The organism is Faecalibaculum rodentium, from assembly GCF_001564455.1.
Lineage (GTDB): Bacteria > Bacillota_I > Bacilli_A > Erysipelotrichales > Erysipelotrichaceae > Faecalibaculum > Faecalibaculum rodentium.
In genome coordinates, this window is record NZ_CP011391.1 from 2,451,907 (window position 1) to 2,468,267 (window position 16,361).

Sequence of the window (16,361 nt, forward strand, 5' to 3'; positions counted from 1 at the left end):
GGAACAGGACAGAACCCAGGCGATGCCCCCGATCGTGTCGGGGAGCACCCACTGTTTCCATCCGCTGTTCACAGACGTCAGCCGCCAAAGGTAAACAGACCGAGAATGCCGTCCAGAATTGCACCGATGATGTTGTAATCCACATTCGGGAACGAGGCACCGGCAATACCCAGAGCCGAGAATGCCGGGTACAGAATCAGTGGCAGGGCGCACAGGGCGATACCCACAATAAACGATCCAACGAACGCGCCTTTCCAGCCGCCATAGGCGTTGCCGAAGACTCCGCAGGTGCCACCGGAGAAGAAGCAGATGCCGGCAGCCGGGATCATGATGGTGGGAGACTTGAAGACAACCATGAGCAGCATGGCGAAGAGTCCGCCCAGAAGAGAGCCTACGAATCCGACCAGGACGGCAGTGGGAGCAAAGGGGAAAATTGCAGGGCAGTCCACGGCTGGTTTGGCATCAGGGATATATTTTTCGGAAATGCCCACGAAGGCGGCGGTGATTTCAGCAATGAACTGACGGACGCCGTAGATCAGGACAGACATACCGGCTGCAAACTGCAGACCCTGGAGGAAGGGGTAAATAAACCAGATATCTGCACCAGCCATTTCCCTGACCTCCGGCAGATGACCATTGCAGGCTGCAGCAATCACCGCCACGTAGAAGAGCACGATCATGAACAGAGCCACGGAGAACACGAAATCCCGAAACAGCTGGAAGAAGGCGGGCATCTTCATTTCGCTGGAGTCTTTCTGTTTCTGAGGGGAAACGCGGGAGATCATTTTGCCGATCCAGCCAGAGAACCAGTAGCCGATGGTGTTGAAGTGACCGATGGCCAGGTTGTCAGCCCCGACGATTTTGTTCATGTAGGACTGACAGAGTGTCGGCATGGCTGCACCGAAGAACCCGAGCATGAGGCCACCACCAATGGTGGTCACCCAGAATGGACAGTCATGAGCGATGAATACCAGAGCCAGGACACAGGCGAAGTACAGGAAGTGCTGGCCCGTGAGGAAGATCGCCTTGAATCGGGTGAATTTTGCGACGATGAGGTTGAAAATGAATCCGAGGACAAACACCATAGCCACTTCTGTACCGTAGGTGTCCAGGGCCAGGGCAGTGGCAACTTCCACCTGAGTGGTTACGCCTTCAATGCCGAAAGCGAGGTTGAAAATGGTTGAGAAATTGTTGACCACTGCCGACATGGCGTTGGATCCAATAGTGAAGACCATAAAGCCGATGACAGTTTTCAATGTTCCTGATACGACTTCCGTGGCATTCTTTTTCTGCAGCAGCAGTCCAATCAGGGCGATTACGCCCATGATGAGTGCAGTATTCCGGCATTGTGCCATGATTGCGTCCATTACTGACATATTCTCTCTCCTTGTATTGTTGTGTGTTGATGGCTGTTAGAACAGGGCTGGCGGCTTTCGCCGTACTGAACCCTTTACCAGGTGCTACTGATTCATGGATGCCAGATAGGCTTCCATTTTCTGTCTCATTTCTTCTTTGTCAACAATGTTCCTGATGCCCAGTGCATATGGTACCTTTCCGGCAAGTTCACTGCTCAGGTCATCCATGGTGATGACCAGATCGCCATTGAATCCAATAAGAGAATCGAGGTTTCCATGTTCTGTCTGGATGGGGAAGCCATTTTCACGGATGACCTGATCGGCTTTTATTTTCAGAAGCATTGAAGATCCCATGCCTGCACGGCAGCATACGAGTGCTTTATACATTTCTTTCTCCTTTGTTGTATTTGGTTTGTACATATTGCTGGAAAAAGCTCTCTATCCCTGTTTTGGAACAGACGTCAGCAGTCCAGCTTGTCGAGGTAGGCGATAATTTCATCCGGGGTCCTGGCATGGTCGAGGATGTTCAGGAAATTCCGGTCTTCAAGAAGCTCAGCGAGTTGGGCAAGTCCCGCCAGATGTTTTTCGTCATCAGTGGCGGAGAGACAGAACAGGTATTTCACCGGATCGTTGTCCCGGTTTCCAAAGTTCACCGGTGTCTCCAGAGTTGCAATGCCAATGGCATCCTGCAGCGCACCGGCCTCAGGTCGGGCGTGGGGGAGTGCAACGTTTTTCGTCAGCACAATGTATGGACCGTAGTCCCGGACACCTTGAATGATGTCCTCTACGTAGCTTTCCCGAATTCTGGACTGGTCCACAAGGGGCTGAGCCGCCTGACGGATGGCATCCTGCCAGTCTATGGCCCGAATGCCCAGTTTCATCAATTTGGTGTCGGTCAGTTCACGCAGCATGTATTCACCTCCTTTGTCTGACATGGCCATGTCGTTCTTTACGTCTCCATCATAAAAGCGCTTACAGTACCAAAAAAGTCCAACCTTTGTCGGAGTTTCTGACAAAATTTGTATTGAAATCCAGAACAGAAGGCCATGCATTATAAACGTTTATCGAGAAACTGTGTGATAGTATGTTGCTTTTGCAATATAAAGCCCGTCAGAAACGAGGCAATCATGTGTTTCTGACGGGCTATGAAGATACAGACATGCCTCTGTGGGAGAGGGACGGGCAGTATATTTTCTGCAGGTCTTTGTCTTTATTTCTGTGCTCTCCAGTTCCAGATTATTAGAATAAGCCGTAGACAGTGGGAAGTGGATGCTCTCTTCCATCTTCGGCTTTTTCACTCCGTTCAGTGTCTGGATCCAGCCTCTGCCTGTACTCGGATAGCCGACCATGGCGTTCCAGATAGTCATAAGCTTACGGCTGTTGTCGATACCTTTTTAACTCCACTGTTCTCGCCTTTCCTGAAGCCGATGCTCTCGCCCTTTTGCAGGCCGGCTTTCCACATCTGCTCGGTTTGTCGTGCATCAGATATTCCAGAGCCATTTCCATCGTCTGATCCTCCCTTTTCATCCCTCGAAGCACCTCCAGATCTGTATCCGTATGCTGTCATTCGCAATCAGGCCCGGATAGCGATCGCAGACTTCCGCTCCATAGAATTCCCGCAGCATTTTCGGACCCTTCCACGGCTACTGTCCATAGTATAGTGTGACATTCAGTTCCAGAACCGGCAGCGGATGCAGATCTTCTGCTCTGAATCCCGGCAGCGGAATGCCTGTCAGTTTCAGGACATCCACCAACACATCCGCGAACTCCAGGAAATGCCGTTCCAGGATATCTTTCTCTGCCATTGAATTCCTCCTTTCTTTCCCGGCCCCCCTCACAGTCCACAGAGAAAACCGGTTCAGGACAGAACCCCCTGTTCATATATTCGCCAAACGGCCTCGTTTTTGAGGAAACTTATCATTTTTTCTTCAAAACCCGGTTTCACGCAAAAAACTCCTGCAGAAGCACAGAGTGATGCACATCCACAGGAGATTCATCCCGCAATCATTTCATTTGTCCGCAAACAGCGGCAGGATCCCGGAAAGCCCCGGCTTCACTTCTCCCGGCTGACTTTCAGCACCCAGAACCCCTTGTCCCGGTTCACGCGCTCCACCTGACATCCCAGGGACTCCAGGTGCTTCACGGCACTTTTCACGCCGTGATCCTTGCGCATCACGATCCAAAGCCTGCCCGCATCGGCCAGTGCCTGCACACATTCTTCAAGGAGGCGGTAGACCGTTTCCTTGCCCGTGCGGATCGGGGGATTGATCAGGATCGTCCCATACCCGCTGCCAGTCACGTGATTTGCCACCTGCACATCCACGGCCAGACCCGCTGTGTTTTCCCGGGCCAGACCAGCGGCTTTTTCATTGACGTCGATCGCCGTGACCGGAACCTGCCATTCCACGGCGAGCACCTTCGCCACGGGCCCGATCCCGCATCCCATGTCCAACACCGGACCCGCAGGTTCGGCCTGCGTCAGCACGGTTTCAAGCAGTATACGGGTCCCTTCATCGAGTTTGTCCTTCGAAAATACCCCGGCATTGGACTGCATGTCATAGGTCCTGCCAGCAATATCAAAGGTAAACGAAGAGGGTACATCCGGAGTTTCTTCATTGGTATAGTAGTGACTCATATCATTTTCTCCTGAAAACAGCCGCAGTTTCCTGCGGCTGCTGTTGTTTCATGATTCTGTCTGTTGATTCTGTCTGTGTTGTGCCAGCCAGAGTGCGGACCTACGCTTTGGCTTCCTTTTTTGCCTTTGCATCGGCTTTCTTTGCCGGAGCTGCTTCGGGTTCCGGCTTCGGCGCCGGTGTATCGGCTTCGAAAATGCAGGCACCCAGCGCAGGAACCGTCACTTCGAACAGAAACGGCTGGTGGTTCAGAGGCACCTTCACGCTCCATGCGGTCTGCGGGGTATCTGTATCCAGACTGCCGTTGTATTTCGCCCACTGGGTGTTGAGCACTTCCGTGAATTTTCCGCGGAATGGAACCCCGAAACGCTGCCTTACGCTGTTGGTAGAGAAGTTCAGCAGGATCACATACGTTTTTTCCGCTGACTTCCGCATATAGGAGAACAGGTTCTGGGAGGCGTTGTCCGCGTCGATCCACTGAAAGTTCATGGGGTCATAGCCGTACCAGAATGCGCTGTCTTCTCCATAAATGTCTCCGAGGTCCGCGAAGAACTTCTCGAAGCCCTGGTGCATCGGGTATTCATCCAGGAACCAGTCGCAGCCGCGGCTTTCGTCCCATTCCCGCATCATGCCGATTTCGTTGCCCATGAAATTCAGCTTCTTGCCGGGGTGGGTATACATGTAGGTATACAGCGCCCGGGCCTGGGCGAACTTGTCTTCATAGCTGCCCCACATCTTGTCCACGATTGTGGCCTTGCCATGCACGACTTCGTCATGGGACAGAGGCAGAATGAATTTTTCGCTGTAGAAATATGCCATGGAGAACGTGATGTCATTGTGGTGCCACTGGCGGTAGATCGGGTCCTTTTTCAGGTAGGACAAGGTGTCATTCATCCACCCCAGATCCCATTTGTAGTCAAATCCCAGGCCGCCGTCCAGCGTCGGTTTCGTGACGTTCGGGAAATCCGAGCTGTCTTCCGCAATGAGCATGACACGGCCTTCCCACCGCTTGTTGATGATGAAGTTCAGGCGCTTCATGAAGTCGCAGGCACCTTCGTTCACTCCGTTGCGCTTGTCGCCGTGCCAGAAAATCGCGTTGGCGATCGCGTCAAAACGCAGGCCATCCATGTGATAGACATCCAGCCAGAAGTTGGCGGCACTCATCAGGAAGGAACGGACTTCCTCTTTCCAGAGGTCAAAGTTGTAGGTATCCCACTGGCTGTGGGCGTCGCTGTCCTTGCTGTATTCGTAAAGGGGGGTGCCGTCAAAGCGCGCCAGGGCGAAGTTGTCCTTCACGAAGTGCACAGGCACGAAGTCCATGATCACACCGATGCCCGCATCATGGAGCTTGTTCACGAACTCCATCAGGTCCCGGTTTGTGCCATAGCGGGAGGTGCTGGAGAAATACCCCGTGGACTGATAGCCCCAGGAGCCATCGAAGGGGAATTCCGACAGAGGCATCACTTCAACGTGGGAGAAATGATATTCCCTGCAGTGGGCAATCAGGTCGTCCACGATCTGGCTGTAATGCATGAAATCATTGGGACCCATGTCCTCATCCCGTTTCCAGGACCCGACGTGCATTTCATAAATGTTCACCGGCTTGTCATAGCCTTTGGTGCGGGTCTTCATCCACTCCTGGTCCGTCCAGCCGTCAAAGGAGAGATCGGCCACCACGGAGGCGGTGTTGGGCCGTTTTTCGGAATAGAAGGCATAGGGATCTGCTTTGTCCACCACATCTCCGGTGGCCTGCGTCACCCGGTACTTGTATCCGTCCCCGGGTCTGGCGTTTTCGACTGTCACCGACCAGATTCCCTGGTCGTCCTTGACCATGGGAATCGGATCGGCTCCCCAGTCGTTGAAAGCGCCCACCACTTCAATTCTCTTGGCATGAGGGGCCCAGACACGGAACGTTACGCCGTCCCTGCCCGGGTGTGCCCCGAATATTTTATATGCCTCGATTTCGGAACCCTGGAAAAAGGGCGTCGTATTGAGTTTGTCCATATAAGAATGCTCCTCCTGTCATCAGGTTCATTTTATCGCATTTGCGCAGAGGTTTGTGAGCCATGGAAAGAATATGTAAGCGGTTTTTCGTCACTTCCGGGAATCTGTCAATTGACAGCTGTCCCGTTGTGTTCTCCGGCACTGTTCTGTGTTTTCTGCAGCCGGTTTTCTTCACCAGTCAGGCCCTGTTTTTCGCCATCGGCAGGGGTCTGACCGGCATTTTCCTTCAGCGCAGCCTGGTCGGCTGTCCATAAGTCCAGATACTCCTGCAGTACGGCCTCGAGCTCCGGCAGAGACTGAATCCGGCTCAGTTTGTCTTTGTATTTCTTCGCCCCCCGGAGCCCCTTGAGGTACCATGACGCAAGTCCCCGCATTTCCATCGCCGCAGTGCGTTCGCCCTTCAGCTCCGCCAGGCTCTTCGCATGTTCCATGCACAGGCCGATGCGTTCGGGGACCGAAAATTCGTGGTGTGTGCCGAAGTACGCGTCATTGCATTCCTGGATCAGAAAGGGATTGCCCACAATGCCGCGGCCGATCATCACCGCATCGCAGCCGGTTTCGTCCATCATCCGCAGGAAGTCCTCCGCACTCTTCACATCCCCGTTGCCAATGACGGGAATCGACACGGCTTCCTTCACCTTCCGGATCCAGCTCCAGTCGGCGTGACCGTCATACATCTGACTCCGTGTCCGGCCGTGAATGGTGATGGCTCTGGCGCCCGCCGCTTCGCAGGCCTTTGCGAGCTGTACGCAGTTTTTGTGGTCATTGTCGTAACCGATGCGCATTTTCACCGTCACGGGCTTGTCCACGGCCTCCACCACGGCTTTCACGAGCTTCGCCGCATGGTCGGGATCGGTCATGAGCCAGCTGCCGGCATGGGCTTTGATGACTTTGTTCACGGGGCACCCCATGTTGATGTCAATGATGTCACACCCGGTTTCCCTGTCCAGGAACTTCGCGGCATGTACGACGGTGTCGATGTCATGGCCGAAAACCTGAAACGACAGCGGGTGTTCATCGGGATCCGAAACGCACATCTTCCGTGTTTTCTCCGAGTCATACCACAGGGCTTTGTCGGAGACCATTTCGTTGCAGACAAGACCTGCCCCGAATTTCCGGGCGATCCGGCGGAACGCCAGGTTGGAGATCCCGGCCATGGGGGCGGCGATCACCGGGGAGGGAATCGTCACATCACCGATTTCAAGCATTCATCTTGTCCAGGATCTTCTGGAGGTCATCTTTGTCGAAGTGGTATTCGTTGTTGCAGAAATTGCACGTGATGTTGATGCCTTCATCCTGCCCCATGAGTTCCTCGATGTCCTTCTTCGGGAGCGTCATGAGGACTTTTTCCGTCTTCTCGCGGTCACATCCGCAGTGGAACTGAATGTCCCGGGTTTCCAGGATCCGTGCATCGTCGAACATGTCCTTCACCAGCTGGTCCAGGCTGGAATCGTCGTATTCCTGCATCAGGGTGGACATGGGTTTCAGGCCGGAGAGGACATGTTCGCAGATCCGGATGTCTTCATCCGTGGCATCGGGCATCATCTGCAGGAGCATGGCGCCGGCGGATTCCACGTTGCCGTCTGTGCCGATTTTCACGCCCACACTGACAGCCGAGGGGGTCTGTTCGGACATCGTGAAGTAATACGCGAAGTCCTCCCCGATTTCCCCGGACTGCAGTTCAATGGTGCCTGTCCAGTTTTCCGCCATGTGCAGGTCCTTGGTCACGGTCATGGTGCCGTCTTTGCCCACGACGGCGCCGACATCCAGCTTGCCGGGGCCTTTGTATACATCCTCCACATGAGGATTGGAGACAAAGCCGCGGACATTGTCGTTTGCATAGGCATCCACGATGATCGACCCGATGGGGCCGTGGCCGTTGATGGAAATCGTCAGCATCTCCTGGTCGCTTTTGAGCATGCTGCCCATAATGGATGCGATGGACAGCACACGCCCCAGTGCCGCGCAGGCAGTGGGATGGAGATCGAAGCGGTCCCTGGCTTCCTGGACCATATCCGTGGTCCTGTCGATATAAATTCTCACCCGTCCATCCAGGACAAAGGCTTTTACGAGCTGATCTTTCATGATCGTACCTCCCGGTTTGCATGTATTAACCATTCCTTATTATTGCGCAGTTGCTTCCTTTTTTCGAACGGGACGATGATACAATAAACAGCTGAAGGGAAACATAACGAATCATGAAACAAAATACACTGACGAAGTTTCTCGCCGCAGCCGTGGTGCTGCTGCTGTTTGTGCTGTTCACTGTATGCCTCACCGGCGTCGACGTCCGGCCGGTGGGACCGGAGAACTCCTATGTCGGTTTCGCCAGTCTCAATGACTGGGTCTTCAAACACATAGGCACCAGCGAGATCTGGGACAAAATCACCGATGTGATCGCCCTGCTTGCCATGGCCCTGGCGGCTGTCTTTGCAGGAACGGGTCTCTGGCAGTGGATCAAGGGAAAGAGCCTGAAGGCTGTGGATCCGTGTCTCATTGTCCTGGGGATCTTCTACATCATGATGGTGGCTTTCTATGTGGCATTCGAGTTCATCGTGATCAACTACCGCCCGGTGCTCGTGGACGGAGCGCTGGAAGCGAGCTATCCCAGCAGCCACACTTTTGTGGCGCTGTTCATTTTCTTCTCCGGCCTTCCCGTAGTCAACCGGCTGGTAAAAAAACAGACCTGGAGGATGTGGATCAATATCATGCTCATTGTTCTGTCGGTGGCGATGATGGTCGGACGTGTGCTCTCCGGCATGCACTGGACCACGGATGTGCTTGGTGCGTTCCTGCTGGCCCTGGGCATGGCACTGCTGTACGACGCCTTTGTGCTGTGGTGGAGAACGGAGTAAGCTGGAATATACTGCGATTGAATGCGGTTTACAAGGACAGAGAAAGGCTCTCGTGTGATGCGATTGTGATCACGCGGGAGCCTTTTGTGTATGGATGAATGAGGGTGGACAGGGAAGCGTACAATCGTTCGCTGATCGTACTCTATTCGTACTCTGTTCGTACTCATCATCCTTAATTCGTATTCTCATTGCTCTGAGGAAACGATTAGATTGGCTCCATTCATACTCTAGCCGTTCCCTATTCTTACTCTATTCATATTCTAATCGTACTCATCGTTCTCAATTCGTACTCTAATTGCTCTCGGAAAATGATTCGATTGAAGAAATAGATGTACAATTTCAAGACCATTTCAAATAGATACCGAGTTCCTTTTCAGTTCTCTGGCGGATGCTTTCCGCCCTGTCCGCAGCTTCCTGAAGATCCAGTCCAGCCTGGCCAGCCACTGAGAGCAATTCATCCATGCCCGGATCTTTTCCATTTCCATGAATCATGGTGGCAGGTTCTCCACCCATGGAATTTGACCAGGTCAAATCATATGCAGGAGCCAGTTCCCAGTGGCCCTGTAAATACAGAAACGAAAAATTATTGGAATGATCATCCCGGTTATGAGCGAACACATTGCAACACATGAGAGAAAACATCTGCCAGACTTCTTCCCTGGATCTGGTGAGCAGCCAGGTCAGTTTCAGCAGCAGATCATAATCCAGGCTGGGGATCCGGTGACTGGTTTCAAGCAGTCCGGATACAGAAACCATGTGGATTTTTTCGGTACCCTTTCTGTCAAACCGCCGGGAGCCAAAATATCCGCTGCATTTGTCTGAAGGAAACAGCTTCGTTTCTGTCACCGGAAAATACCCGATGATGAAGAGCCCCGGAAACAAGCCAAAAACGGGAAGCCATTTCCTTCGGAATGCGTCTTTCATTCTTTTCACCAAAATTGAAAAGCAGCCGTCCGGCTGCTTTCAATCTCTTCTCATTTCTGTATCCGTCTGGGTAACAGCTTATGCCTTCAATTCTGCCTGCAGCCCGCCTTCCATAAGCCCTTCTTTCCGGCCATCATTATAGATTTCTCTCGATACTTCACACATGGATGTTTCTCATTTCTCTGTACTCCTGATCTGCTTCATCAGCTGCTTCAGATATGTGTTTCTCATCGTTTCCGGATCTGACTGCCGGAAATCATGAGCCAGGTCTCCGGCTGTATCCGGTCCAGCACCAGATGAGACCGCTACACGTCCAGCCTTCCTTCCTCAATGCTGTTATTCTGCACTTGCACGCTCCAGGACTCCTCATGTTCGTCATATCCGAACAGATCGGGCATCATGGACTTGGCCCCGGATATGGCCTTCAGGTCCTTCTGACTTTCCACATCACGAAACAGTCCTGTCTCTCTGCCGCAGACCATGCCTGATATCAGCCTCATGTACTCCGCTTTCTCTTCCGGACTGCACAGTTTCACGCTGATCTGGAAACAGACATCGCTTTTCAGCGGCAGCTTCTTCAGCTTTTCGAGATACTTTCTGTCAAATTCCCCGGTTTTTGTGAAATCCGTCCAGGCAAGAGTCAGGATGTGACGGGGATTCCGGTTTGTCCCCAGTTTGCAGATATACGTCAGTCTTCAGCAGACACACTCTTTTTGAATATTGACTGCCTTACCGCCTGGTCAGCACGTCCAGCACATTGTGAACATCTTACCGATATTTATCTGCCTCATTCCATTCGTTTCTGCCTCATTTCGGGGTAAAATGAGGCAGAAACAGAAAGGAGATTCCTGGAATGCATACATTTGAATATAAGCTGCTCAGCGAAAAACTGCTGACTCTCTCCATCGTCAGACAGCTTTCCGGGATCCACGAACATAAAGGGAAACAGGAACTCTTCCTGGAAGCATCTCCGGATGTACTGTCTTCTCTGCTGAAAATCGCGGTTATTCAAAGTACGAGGTCTTCCAACCGAATTGAAGGAATTGTCGCCACAGACAGCCGACTGAAGGAACTGGTTGAGATGGATACAGCACCTGCCAACCGGTCAGAAGCTGAAATTGCCGGTTACCGGAAGGCCCTGTCACTCATTCACGAAAGTTATGAATTTATTGAGCCAAAACCTGGAGTACTCCGGCAGCTCCATCAAATCCTGTATTCCTTTCTGACCAGCGAGGGTGGACACTATAAGAACAGCGACAATATCATCGAAGAAAAAGATTCGAACGGTGTCAGTCATGTGCGTTTCAGGACTGTACCGGCGTTTCAGACACCGGAAGCTGTGGAGAAAATGTGCCAGGCCTTTTCAGATGCCTGGGAGGATCCAAAAACCGATCAGCTTCTGCTGATTCCGCTGTTTATCCTGGATTTCCTTTCGATACATCCATTCAATGATGGCAATGGCCGTATGAGCCGTCTTCTGACACTGCTTCTTCTGTATCGTGCAGGATACATATCCGGGAAATATATCAGTCTGGAACACCTGGTTGAAGAATCCAAAGAAACCTATTATTCGTCGCTGAAAAGTTCGTCACAGGGCTGGCATGAAAATCAGAATTCCTATGTGGAATTCACAGAATACCTTCTGGGTGTCATTCTCCGCTCTTATCAGGAACTTGAATCCAGAGTCAGGCTTTCCCAGGACCGCTCCCTGTCCAAGCCCGCGCGGGTTGAACAGGTCATCAGAAATCAGATGACACCTGTTTCCAAAAGAAAGCTGCTGGAACTGCTCCCGGATATCGGGACTTCGACAGTGGAACGGACATTGAGCAGTCTTCTGAAGGAAGGGAAAATTATAAAAACCGGAAAGGGACGGGGTACGAAATACTTCTTCAATTCTGATTTGTAGCTCCCTTTCTGCCCTTTATCTGCCTCATTTACTCCGTTTCTGCCTCATTTGACCCCGAAATGAGGCAGAAATCCCTCCAAAAGGGCAGTAAATCCGCTCCCTTTCGGCCACCATCGGCATTCAACGCCAGAACGCCAAAAAGAGAGAAACCCTGCCTGCACCGGCATTGAGTTTCTCTCTTCTTTTTCTATCGCTTGGTCAGTTCATCCAGCGCCTTGTTGATGTCTTTCTGGTCCATGGTTTTCGGAACCGGCGGCTGTTCCACCACTTCCTTCTTCGTTTCCACGACCTCCACCGTGATCGGCGCGTTGGGGTCTGTCAGCTGGCCGTACTTCATGAGGTTGGTGATCTCCTCATTGGTCAGCGTCTCGTGCTCAAACAGATTGTGCGCAATGAGATCCAGAAGCGCCCGGTTTTCCGTCAGGATCCGCTTGCATTCCTTGTGACAGGAATTCACGATGTCCCGCACTTCCTTGTCGATCTCCTCCGCCACACCGGCTGAATAGTTGGCCCCCTGGGTGTAGTCGCGGCCCAGGAACACATTGCCCTGGGGATCCGCATACTGGATCGGGCCCAGGCTCGACATACCGTAGACACGTACCATGTTCTTGGCGATTTCCGTCAGCCGCTCGATGTCATTCACCGCACCGGCACTGATTTCGCCGAACACCAGTTCCTCGGCGGTGCGTCCGCCCAGCAGGCCGGTGATCTGCGCAATGAACTCGCTGCGCTTGTGGAAGTACTTCTCCTCGCGCGGGGTCATGAGGTTGTAGCCCCCGGCTTCGCCGCGGGGAATGATGGTGACTTTCTGCACCATGTCCGCGTCTTCCACCTTCAGGCCGATCACCGCGTGACCCGCTTCGTGATAGGACACGAGCCACTTGTCTTTCTCTGTATACTTTTTGGACTTCTTCGCCGGACCCATCATGACACGGTCAATAGCTTCATCCAGGTCATTCATCGTAATGGCGGTTTCCTTGTTGCGGACAGCCAGGATCGCCCCTTCGTTCAGGACGTTGGCCAGATCCGCACCGGAGAATCCGGGGGTCCGCTTCGCGAGGTTTTCCAGTGTCACATCCGGGGCCAGGTTCTTGTTTCTCGCATGCACCGCCAGAATCTCCCGGCGTCCCTTCACATCCGGCAGGTTGACGGTGATCTTCCGGTCAAACCGGCCGCTTCGCTGCAGGGCAGGGTCCAGCACATCCGGGCGGTTGGTGGCCGCAATGACCACGATCCCGTTGTTGTCCTCCATGCCGTCCATTTCCACCAGCAGCTGGTTCAGCGTCTGTTCCCGTTCGTCGTTTCCGCCGCCCATGCCGGCGCCACGCTGACGTCCCACTGCATCGATTTCATCGATGAACAGGATGCACGGCGCACTCTTGGATGCGGTCTTGAACATGTCCCGCACACGGCTTGCACCGGTGCCGACAAACATTTCCACGAAATCCGAACCGGAGATGGAGTAAAAGGGCACATTGGCTTCTCCCGCAACGGCTTTCGCCAGCAGGGTCTTGCCCGTACCCGGAGGGCCGACCATGAGCACACCTTTCGGTATGTGGGCTCCCATGTCCGTGAACTTCTTCGGGCTGCGGAGATACTCGATGATCTCCTTGACCTCTTCCTTTTCCTCCTCACAGCCGGCGACATCCTTGAACCGGGTCTTCACATTGGATTCCACCCGGGCCTTGGATTTGGAGAATTCGAAGGCCTTGTTGCTGCCTCCGGCGCCGCCCATCTTGGTGAACATGTAATAGAAGAACACGCCCACCAGCAAAAACGGAATCAGCTGCCCCAGAAGGGAAAGCCACATGCCGTTGGTGCTGGGATCCTCCACGGTGATCTGTCCGCCGTCGGACGTCAGCCGTTCCTGGAGCCATGCCATGTTCTCATCGGTATTGGGCACGAGCACGGAGTAATTCACCGTCTTGTCCCCGTTTTTGTATGTGCCCTCCACGTTGATCACCGTGGAGGAAATCGTCATCTGCGAATCCTGGAAATCAGTGCCCGCCGGCAGTTTCTGGAACTCGGTATAGTTCATCCGGACAGAATTGCCCGTGGAGCTGTACGCGATCAGCGATATGACGATGGTGATGATGAAAAGCGTAGGCAGATAATTCAGCCATTTTTTCATTCGCCCTTATTCCCCCTGTTCATAGACTTCGGGTTTCAGAATGCCAATGTAGGGCAGGTTCCGGTACCGCTGGTTATAGTCCAGGCCGAATCCCACCACAAATTCATTGGGCACTTCAAATCCCACGTAATCGGCTTCGATGTCCACGACGCGGCGGTCAGGCTTGTCCAGCAGGGCCACGACCTGCACACCCTGCGCGCCTTTGTTGCGGAACATCTGCTTCACGGCCTTGAGTGTCCGGCCGGTGTCCACAATGTCTTCCACCAGCAGCACGTCCCGGTCCACTGTGGAGAGGTCCATGTCCATGTCAATGCGGACATCCCCCACAGACTTCGTGCCCTGATAGGAGCTGACTTTCATGAACGCCACTTCCACAGGCATGGTGAAGCGCTTCATGAGTTCAGCCATGAAGGGCACGCTGCCCTTGAGCAGACCCACCACAACGGGAATGCTTCCCCTGGCAAGATAGTCAGCCTGGATCTGTGCTGCAAGTTCACGGCAGCGTTCTGCGATCTGGTCTTCAGACAGCAGAATTTCCTGTATATCCTGGGTTATCATAATTGGTTCTCCTTGAAAGTTACAGTTTTGATTTTATCATGAACGGCCACGGGTGAAAACTGCCGGAAACAGAAGGTGTGTCCCCCTGCAAAATGGTCCCGGTCACACCCCAGACCAGGTACATAGATCACGGCCCCTGCCGCATTTTCCACCACATACCACTGCCCTCTGGCCAGCCGGCTGATGTGCCGGTCGATGAAAAACCGCGAGAGCTTCTTTTTCCCGAACCGCATGTGAATCACGTCCCCCGGCTTCACGGGACGGATCATCAGGGGAAAATCCGCCTCCGTCACCGAAAGCCGCTGCACCGGTTCGCAGGTCTCGCCTGATGCAGATCCATCCACGACGGACAGACCCGCCAGCTCCTCCATTGTCCGGACAGTCACCGCCTGGTCCGGCTTCCAGCCCGGTTCGGCCAGCAGCAGGTCACGGCCATGACGCTCCAGTTTCCAGCCGCCGAATTCCGTTACGCAGTCCTTCTGCAGGTCCGCAAACAGCTGACTGCACTGCCTCGCCGACAGGTGCTGGCCAGTGCGTTCTGCGATCCACGCATCCAGCAGCCGCTCCCCTGTTGGGCGTGGCAGATCCAGCAGTTCCGTGGCCGCATGGCTGTCAAAAAAACGGGTCGCCTGCTTCCGAAAGCGGATCTGTTCCCGGTTCATCCGGCTGATTTCCGTCAGCAGCCTGGCTTTGTCCCGTTCCTGCATCCCGTGCCGGATCCGGTTGCGTGTGTAGTCATCCCCGAGATTGGACTCATCCACGCCGAAGGCCACGCCATTCTCCTGACAATAGGCCTCCAGACCGGCCTTGGTCCATCCCAGCAGCGGCCGCTCGATGACCAGGTCCTGCCTCCGGCTGCGATACCGCAGCCCATACCAGTCACACCGCATATGGCGCTCCCGCTGGAACACATACGTTTCCAGCAGGTCGTCCTGCTGATGCGCCACCAGGATTTTGCCGATGCCCTGCAGATGTGCCTGCCGGCAGAAGAAGTCATACCGCACATCCCGCGCCCAGGCCTGGAAGTTGCCGCCTTCATAGTGCGGATACAGCACCGCCAGCAAAAGGCCATGGGTTTCGCAGTACTGACGCACAATGGCTTCGTCACGGTCAGCCGTCGGCCGCTTGCGGTAGTTCACATGACAGACAAACAGCCCGCCGCCTGTTTTTCGCTCCATATCCAGCAGGGCCATGGAATCCGGGCCGCCGGAACACGCAATGAGTTTCATGGATTCATCTTACAACAGGAACCCGGGATTCATGGGAGCGTTGTCTCCCATCGGCGCACAGAAACGCATCCCCATGCCGATGAGGATCCCGGCTGCCATCATCGGCGGTCACAGAGGTGTCCGAAAACCCCAGCAGACCGCAAAAAAAGCACCCTGGGGTGCTTTCATCACTGTGTCGGGTGACTCATGCGGTTTTGTGCAGGCACTCGCTGATATAGCGTGGGCTGTACTCATGGGCGAGCTGGATCCTCACCTGCTCCAGCAGTTCATCGCCGGCGCTCCGGTTGCGGAAACACTCCGAGGTGATGAGCTGGGCGAAGGCATCGGCATCCATTTCGCTTTCCAGACTGCTGCACGTTGGCGCATCGGGATCCAGGGTGCCGTCCAGGTGCCATTCGTTGCGTTCCTGCCAGATGTGGCGCAGGGAATGGGCGATCTTGAAGTAGGCGTCGCGGTCATTCCGGTCGACGTCCACGTACAGACGGCTCTGGTGGGGAAGGCAGATCAGGGTGTTGCCTGCATGGACCTGAAAGGGCTGGTCCAGGATGACATTGCCCTGCATATCCACGAACCGGCCCTTTTCCCGGATCATCACATCGGGCACCGGCATTTCCAGGACACGGCATACAAAACGGATATAGCGCTGACAGGGAATACTCAGCATTGTCTCTCTCCTAACTTTCGCGACCGCCCTGAACAAGCGGCGGCCTGCTGGTGCAAGTCCTGTTCCGGCTTTGCGCCAGGCACGCACGCTGCTTGTGGGGAA

16 protein-coding genes are annotated in these 16,361 nt (G+C 54.0%); 2 read left to right on the top strand and 14 right to left on the bottom strand.

Annotated features, from left to right (window positions below):
• Positions 1-77: 77 nt before the first annotated feature.
• The 8 genes from aalo17_RS11930 to hslO form a co-directional block, all read right to left on the bottom strand.
• Entirely contained in the window at positions 78-1,376 is a 1,299-nt protein-coding gene (locus aalo17_RS11930) for a PTS ascorbate transporter subunit IIC (RefSeq protein ID WP_067559849.1), read from the bottom strand.
• Positions 1,377-1,460: 84 nt separating this feature from the next.
• Positions 1,461-1,775, bottom strand: a complete 315-nt coding sequence (locus aalo17_RS11935; RefSeq protein WP_338032538.1) for a PTS sugar transporter subunit IIB — start codon at positions 1,773-1,775, stop codon at positions 1,461-1,463.
• Between the two features lie 41 nt (positions 1,776-1,816).
• Entirely contained in the window at positions 1,817-2,266 is a 450-nt protein-coding gene (locus tag aalo17_RS11940) for a PTS sugar transporter subunit IIA (RefSeq protein ID WP_067560290.1), read from the bottom strand.
• A 732-nt stretch (positions 2,267-2,998) separates the two neighbouring features.
• Positions 2,999-3,160 (bottom strand): hypothetical protein, encoded by a 162-nt coding sequence (locus aalo17_RS12910; RefSeq protein ID WP_158507802.1) that lies wholly within the window; start codon positions 3,158-3,160, stop codon positions 2,999-3,001.
• A gap of 248 nt (positions 3,161-3,408) precedes the next feature.
• Complete coding sequence (locus aalo17_RS11945; RefSeq protein WP_067559853.1) at positions 3,409-3,990, bottom strand: class I SAM-dependent methyltransferase; 582 nt, start codon at positions 3,988-3,990, stop codon at positions 3,409-3,411.
• Between the two features lie 100 nt (positions 3,991-4,090).
• Positions 4,091-5,992 (bottom strand): 1,4-alpha-glucan branching protein GlgB, encoded by a 1,902-nt coding sequence (gene glgB / locus aalo17_RS11950; RefSeq protein WP_082743419.1) that lies wholly within the window; start codon positions 5,990-5,992, stop codon positions 4,091-4,093.
• 107 nt (positions 5,993-6,099) lie between these two features.
• Positions 6,100-7,200 carry a tRNA dihydrouridine synthase DusB gene (gene dusB, locus aalo17_RS11955; protein WP_082743420.1) on the bottom strand — a complete coding sequence of 367 codons (1,101 nt, stop codon included), beginning with the start codon at positions 7,198-7,200 and terminating at the stop codon, positions 6,100-6,102.
• Positions 7,193-8,077 carry an Hsp33 family molecular chaperone HslO gene (hslO, locus tag aalo17_RS11960; protein WP_067559855.1) on the bottom strand — a complete coding sequence of 295 codons (885 nt, stop codon included), beginning with the start codon at positions 8,075-8,077 and terminating at the stop codon, positions 7,193-7,195. The genes dusB and hslO overlap by 8 nt, the downstream gene beginning before the upstream one ends.
• Before the next feature lie 113 nt (positions 8,078-8,190).
• On the opposite strand from hslO, the gene aalo17_RS11965 reads away from it, so the two are divergent.
• A complete protein-coding gene (locus aalo17_RS11965; protein ID WP_067559857.1) occupies positions 8,191-8,847 on the top strand; it encodes a phosphatase PAP2 family protein in 657 nt (218 codons plus the stop codon).
• A gap of 339 nt (positions 8,848-9,186) precedes the next feature.
• On the opposite strand, the gene aalo17_RS11970 is transcribed toward aalo17_RS11965, so the two are convergent.
• Positions 9,187-9,771: a HipA domain-containing protein gene (locus aalo17_RS11970; RefSeq protein WP_082743421.1), complete on the bottom strand. Its 585-nt coding sequence runs from the start codon at positions 9,769-9,771 to the stop codon at positions 9,187-9,189.
• A gap of 305 nt (positions 9,772-10,076) precedes the next feature.
• Positions 10,077-10,271: a hypothetical protein gene (locus tag aalo17_RS12725; protein WP_145907730.1), complete on the bottom strand. Its 195-nt coding sequence runs from the start codon at positions 10,269-10,271 to the stop codon at positions 10,077-10,079.
• Positions 10,272-10,624: 353 nt separating this feature from the next.
• Here aalo17_RS12725 and aalo17_RS11975 point away from each other — a divergent pair, with 353 nt between their 5' ends.
• Positions 10,625-11,677 carry a Fic family protein gene (locus aalo17_RS11975; protein ID WP_067559861.1) on the top strand — a complete coding sequence of 351 codons (1,053 nt, stop codon included), beginning with the start codon at positions 10,625-10,627 and terminating at the stop codon, positions 11,675-11,677.
• Between the two features lie 187 nt (positions 11,678-11,864).
• On the opposite strand, the gene ftsH is transcribed toward aalo17_RS11975, so the two are convergent.
• From ftsH to aalo17_RS11995, 4 genes are all read right to left on the bottom strand, one after another.
• Entirely contained in the window at positions 11,865-13,808 is a 1,944-nt protein-coding gene (ftsH, locus tag aalo17_RS11980; RefSeq protein WP_067559863.1) for an ATP-dependent zinc metalloprotease FtsH, read from the bottom strand.
• Between the two features lie 6 nt (positions 13,809-13,814).
• Positions 13,815-14,366, bottom strand: coding sequence for a hypoxanthine phosphoribosyltransferase (gene hpt / locus aalo17_RS11985; RefSeq protein ID WP_067559865.1), 552 nt, complete (start codon positions 14,364-14,366; stop codon positions 13,815-13,817).
• Complete coding sequence (tilS, locus tag aalo17_RS11990; RefSeq protein ID WP_067559867.1) at positions 14,363-15,595, bottom strand: tRNA lysidine(34) synthetase TilS; 1,233 nt, start codon at positions 15,593-15,595, stop codon at positions 14,363-14,365. The genes hpt and tilS overlap by 4 nt, the downstream gene beginning before the upstream one ends.
• Before the next feature lie 184 nt (positions 15,596-15,779).
• Positions 15,780-16,259 carry a hypothetical protein gene (locus aalo17_RS11995; protein WP_067559870.1) on the bottom strand — a complete coding sequence of 160 codons (480 nt, stop codon included), beginning with the start codon at positions 16,257-16,259 and terminating at the stop codon, positions 15,780-15,782.
• Between the last annotated feature and the right edge of the window lie 102 nt (positions 16,260-16,361).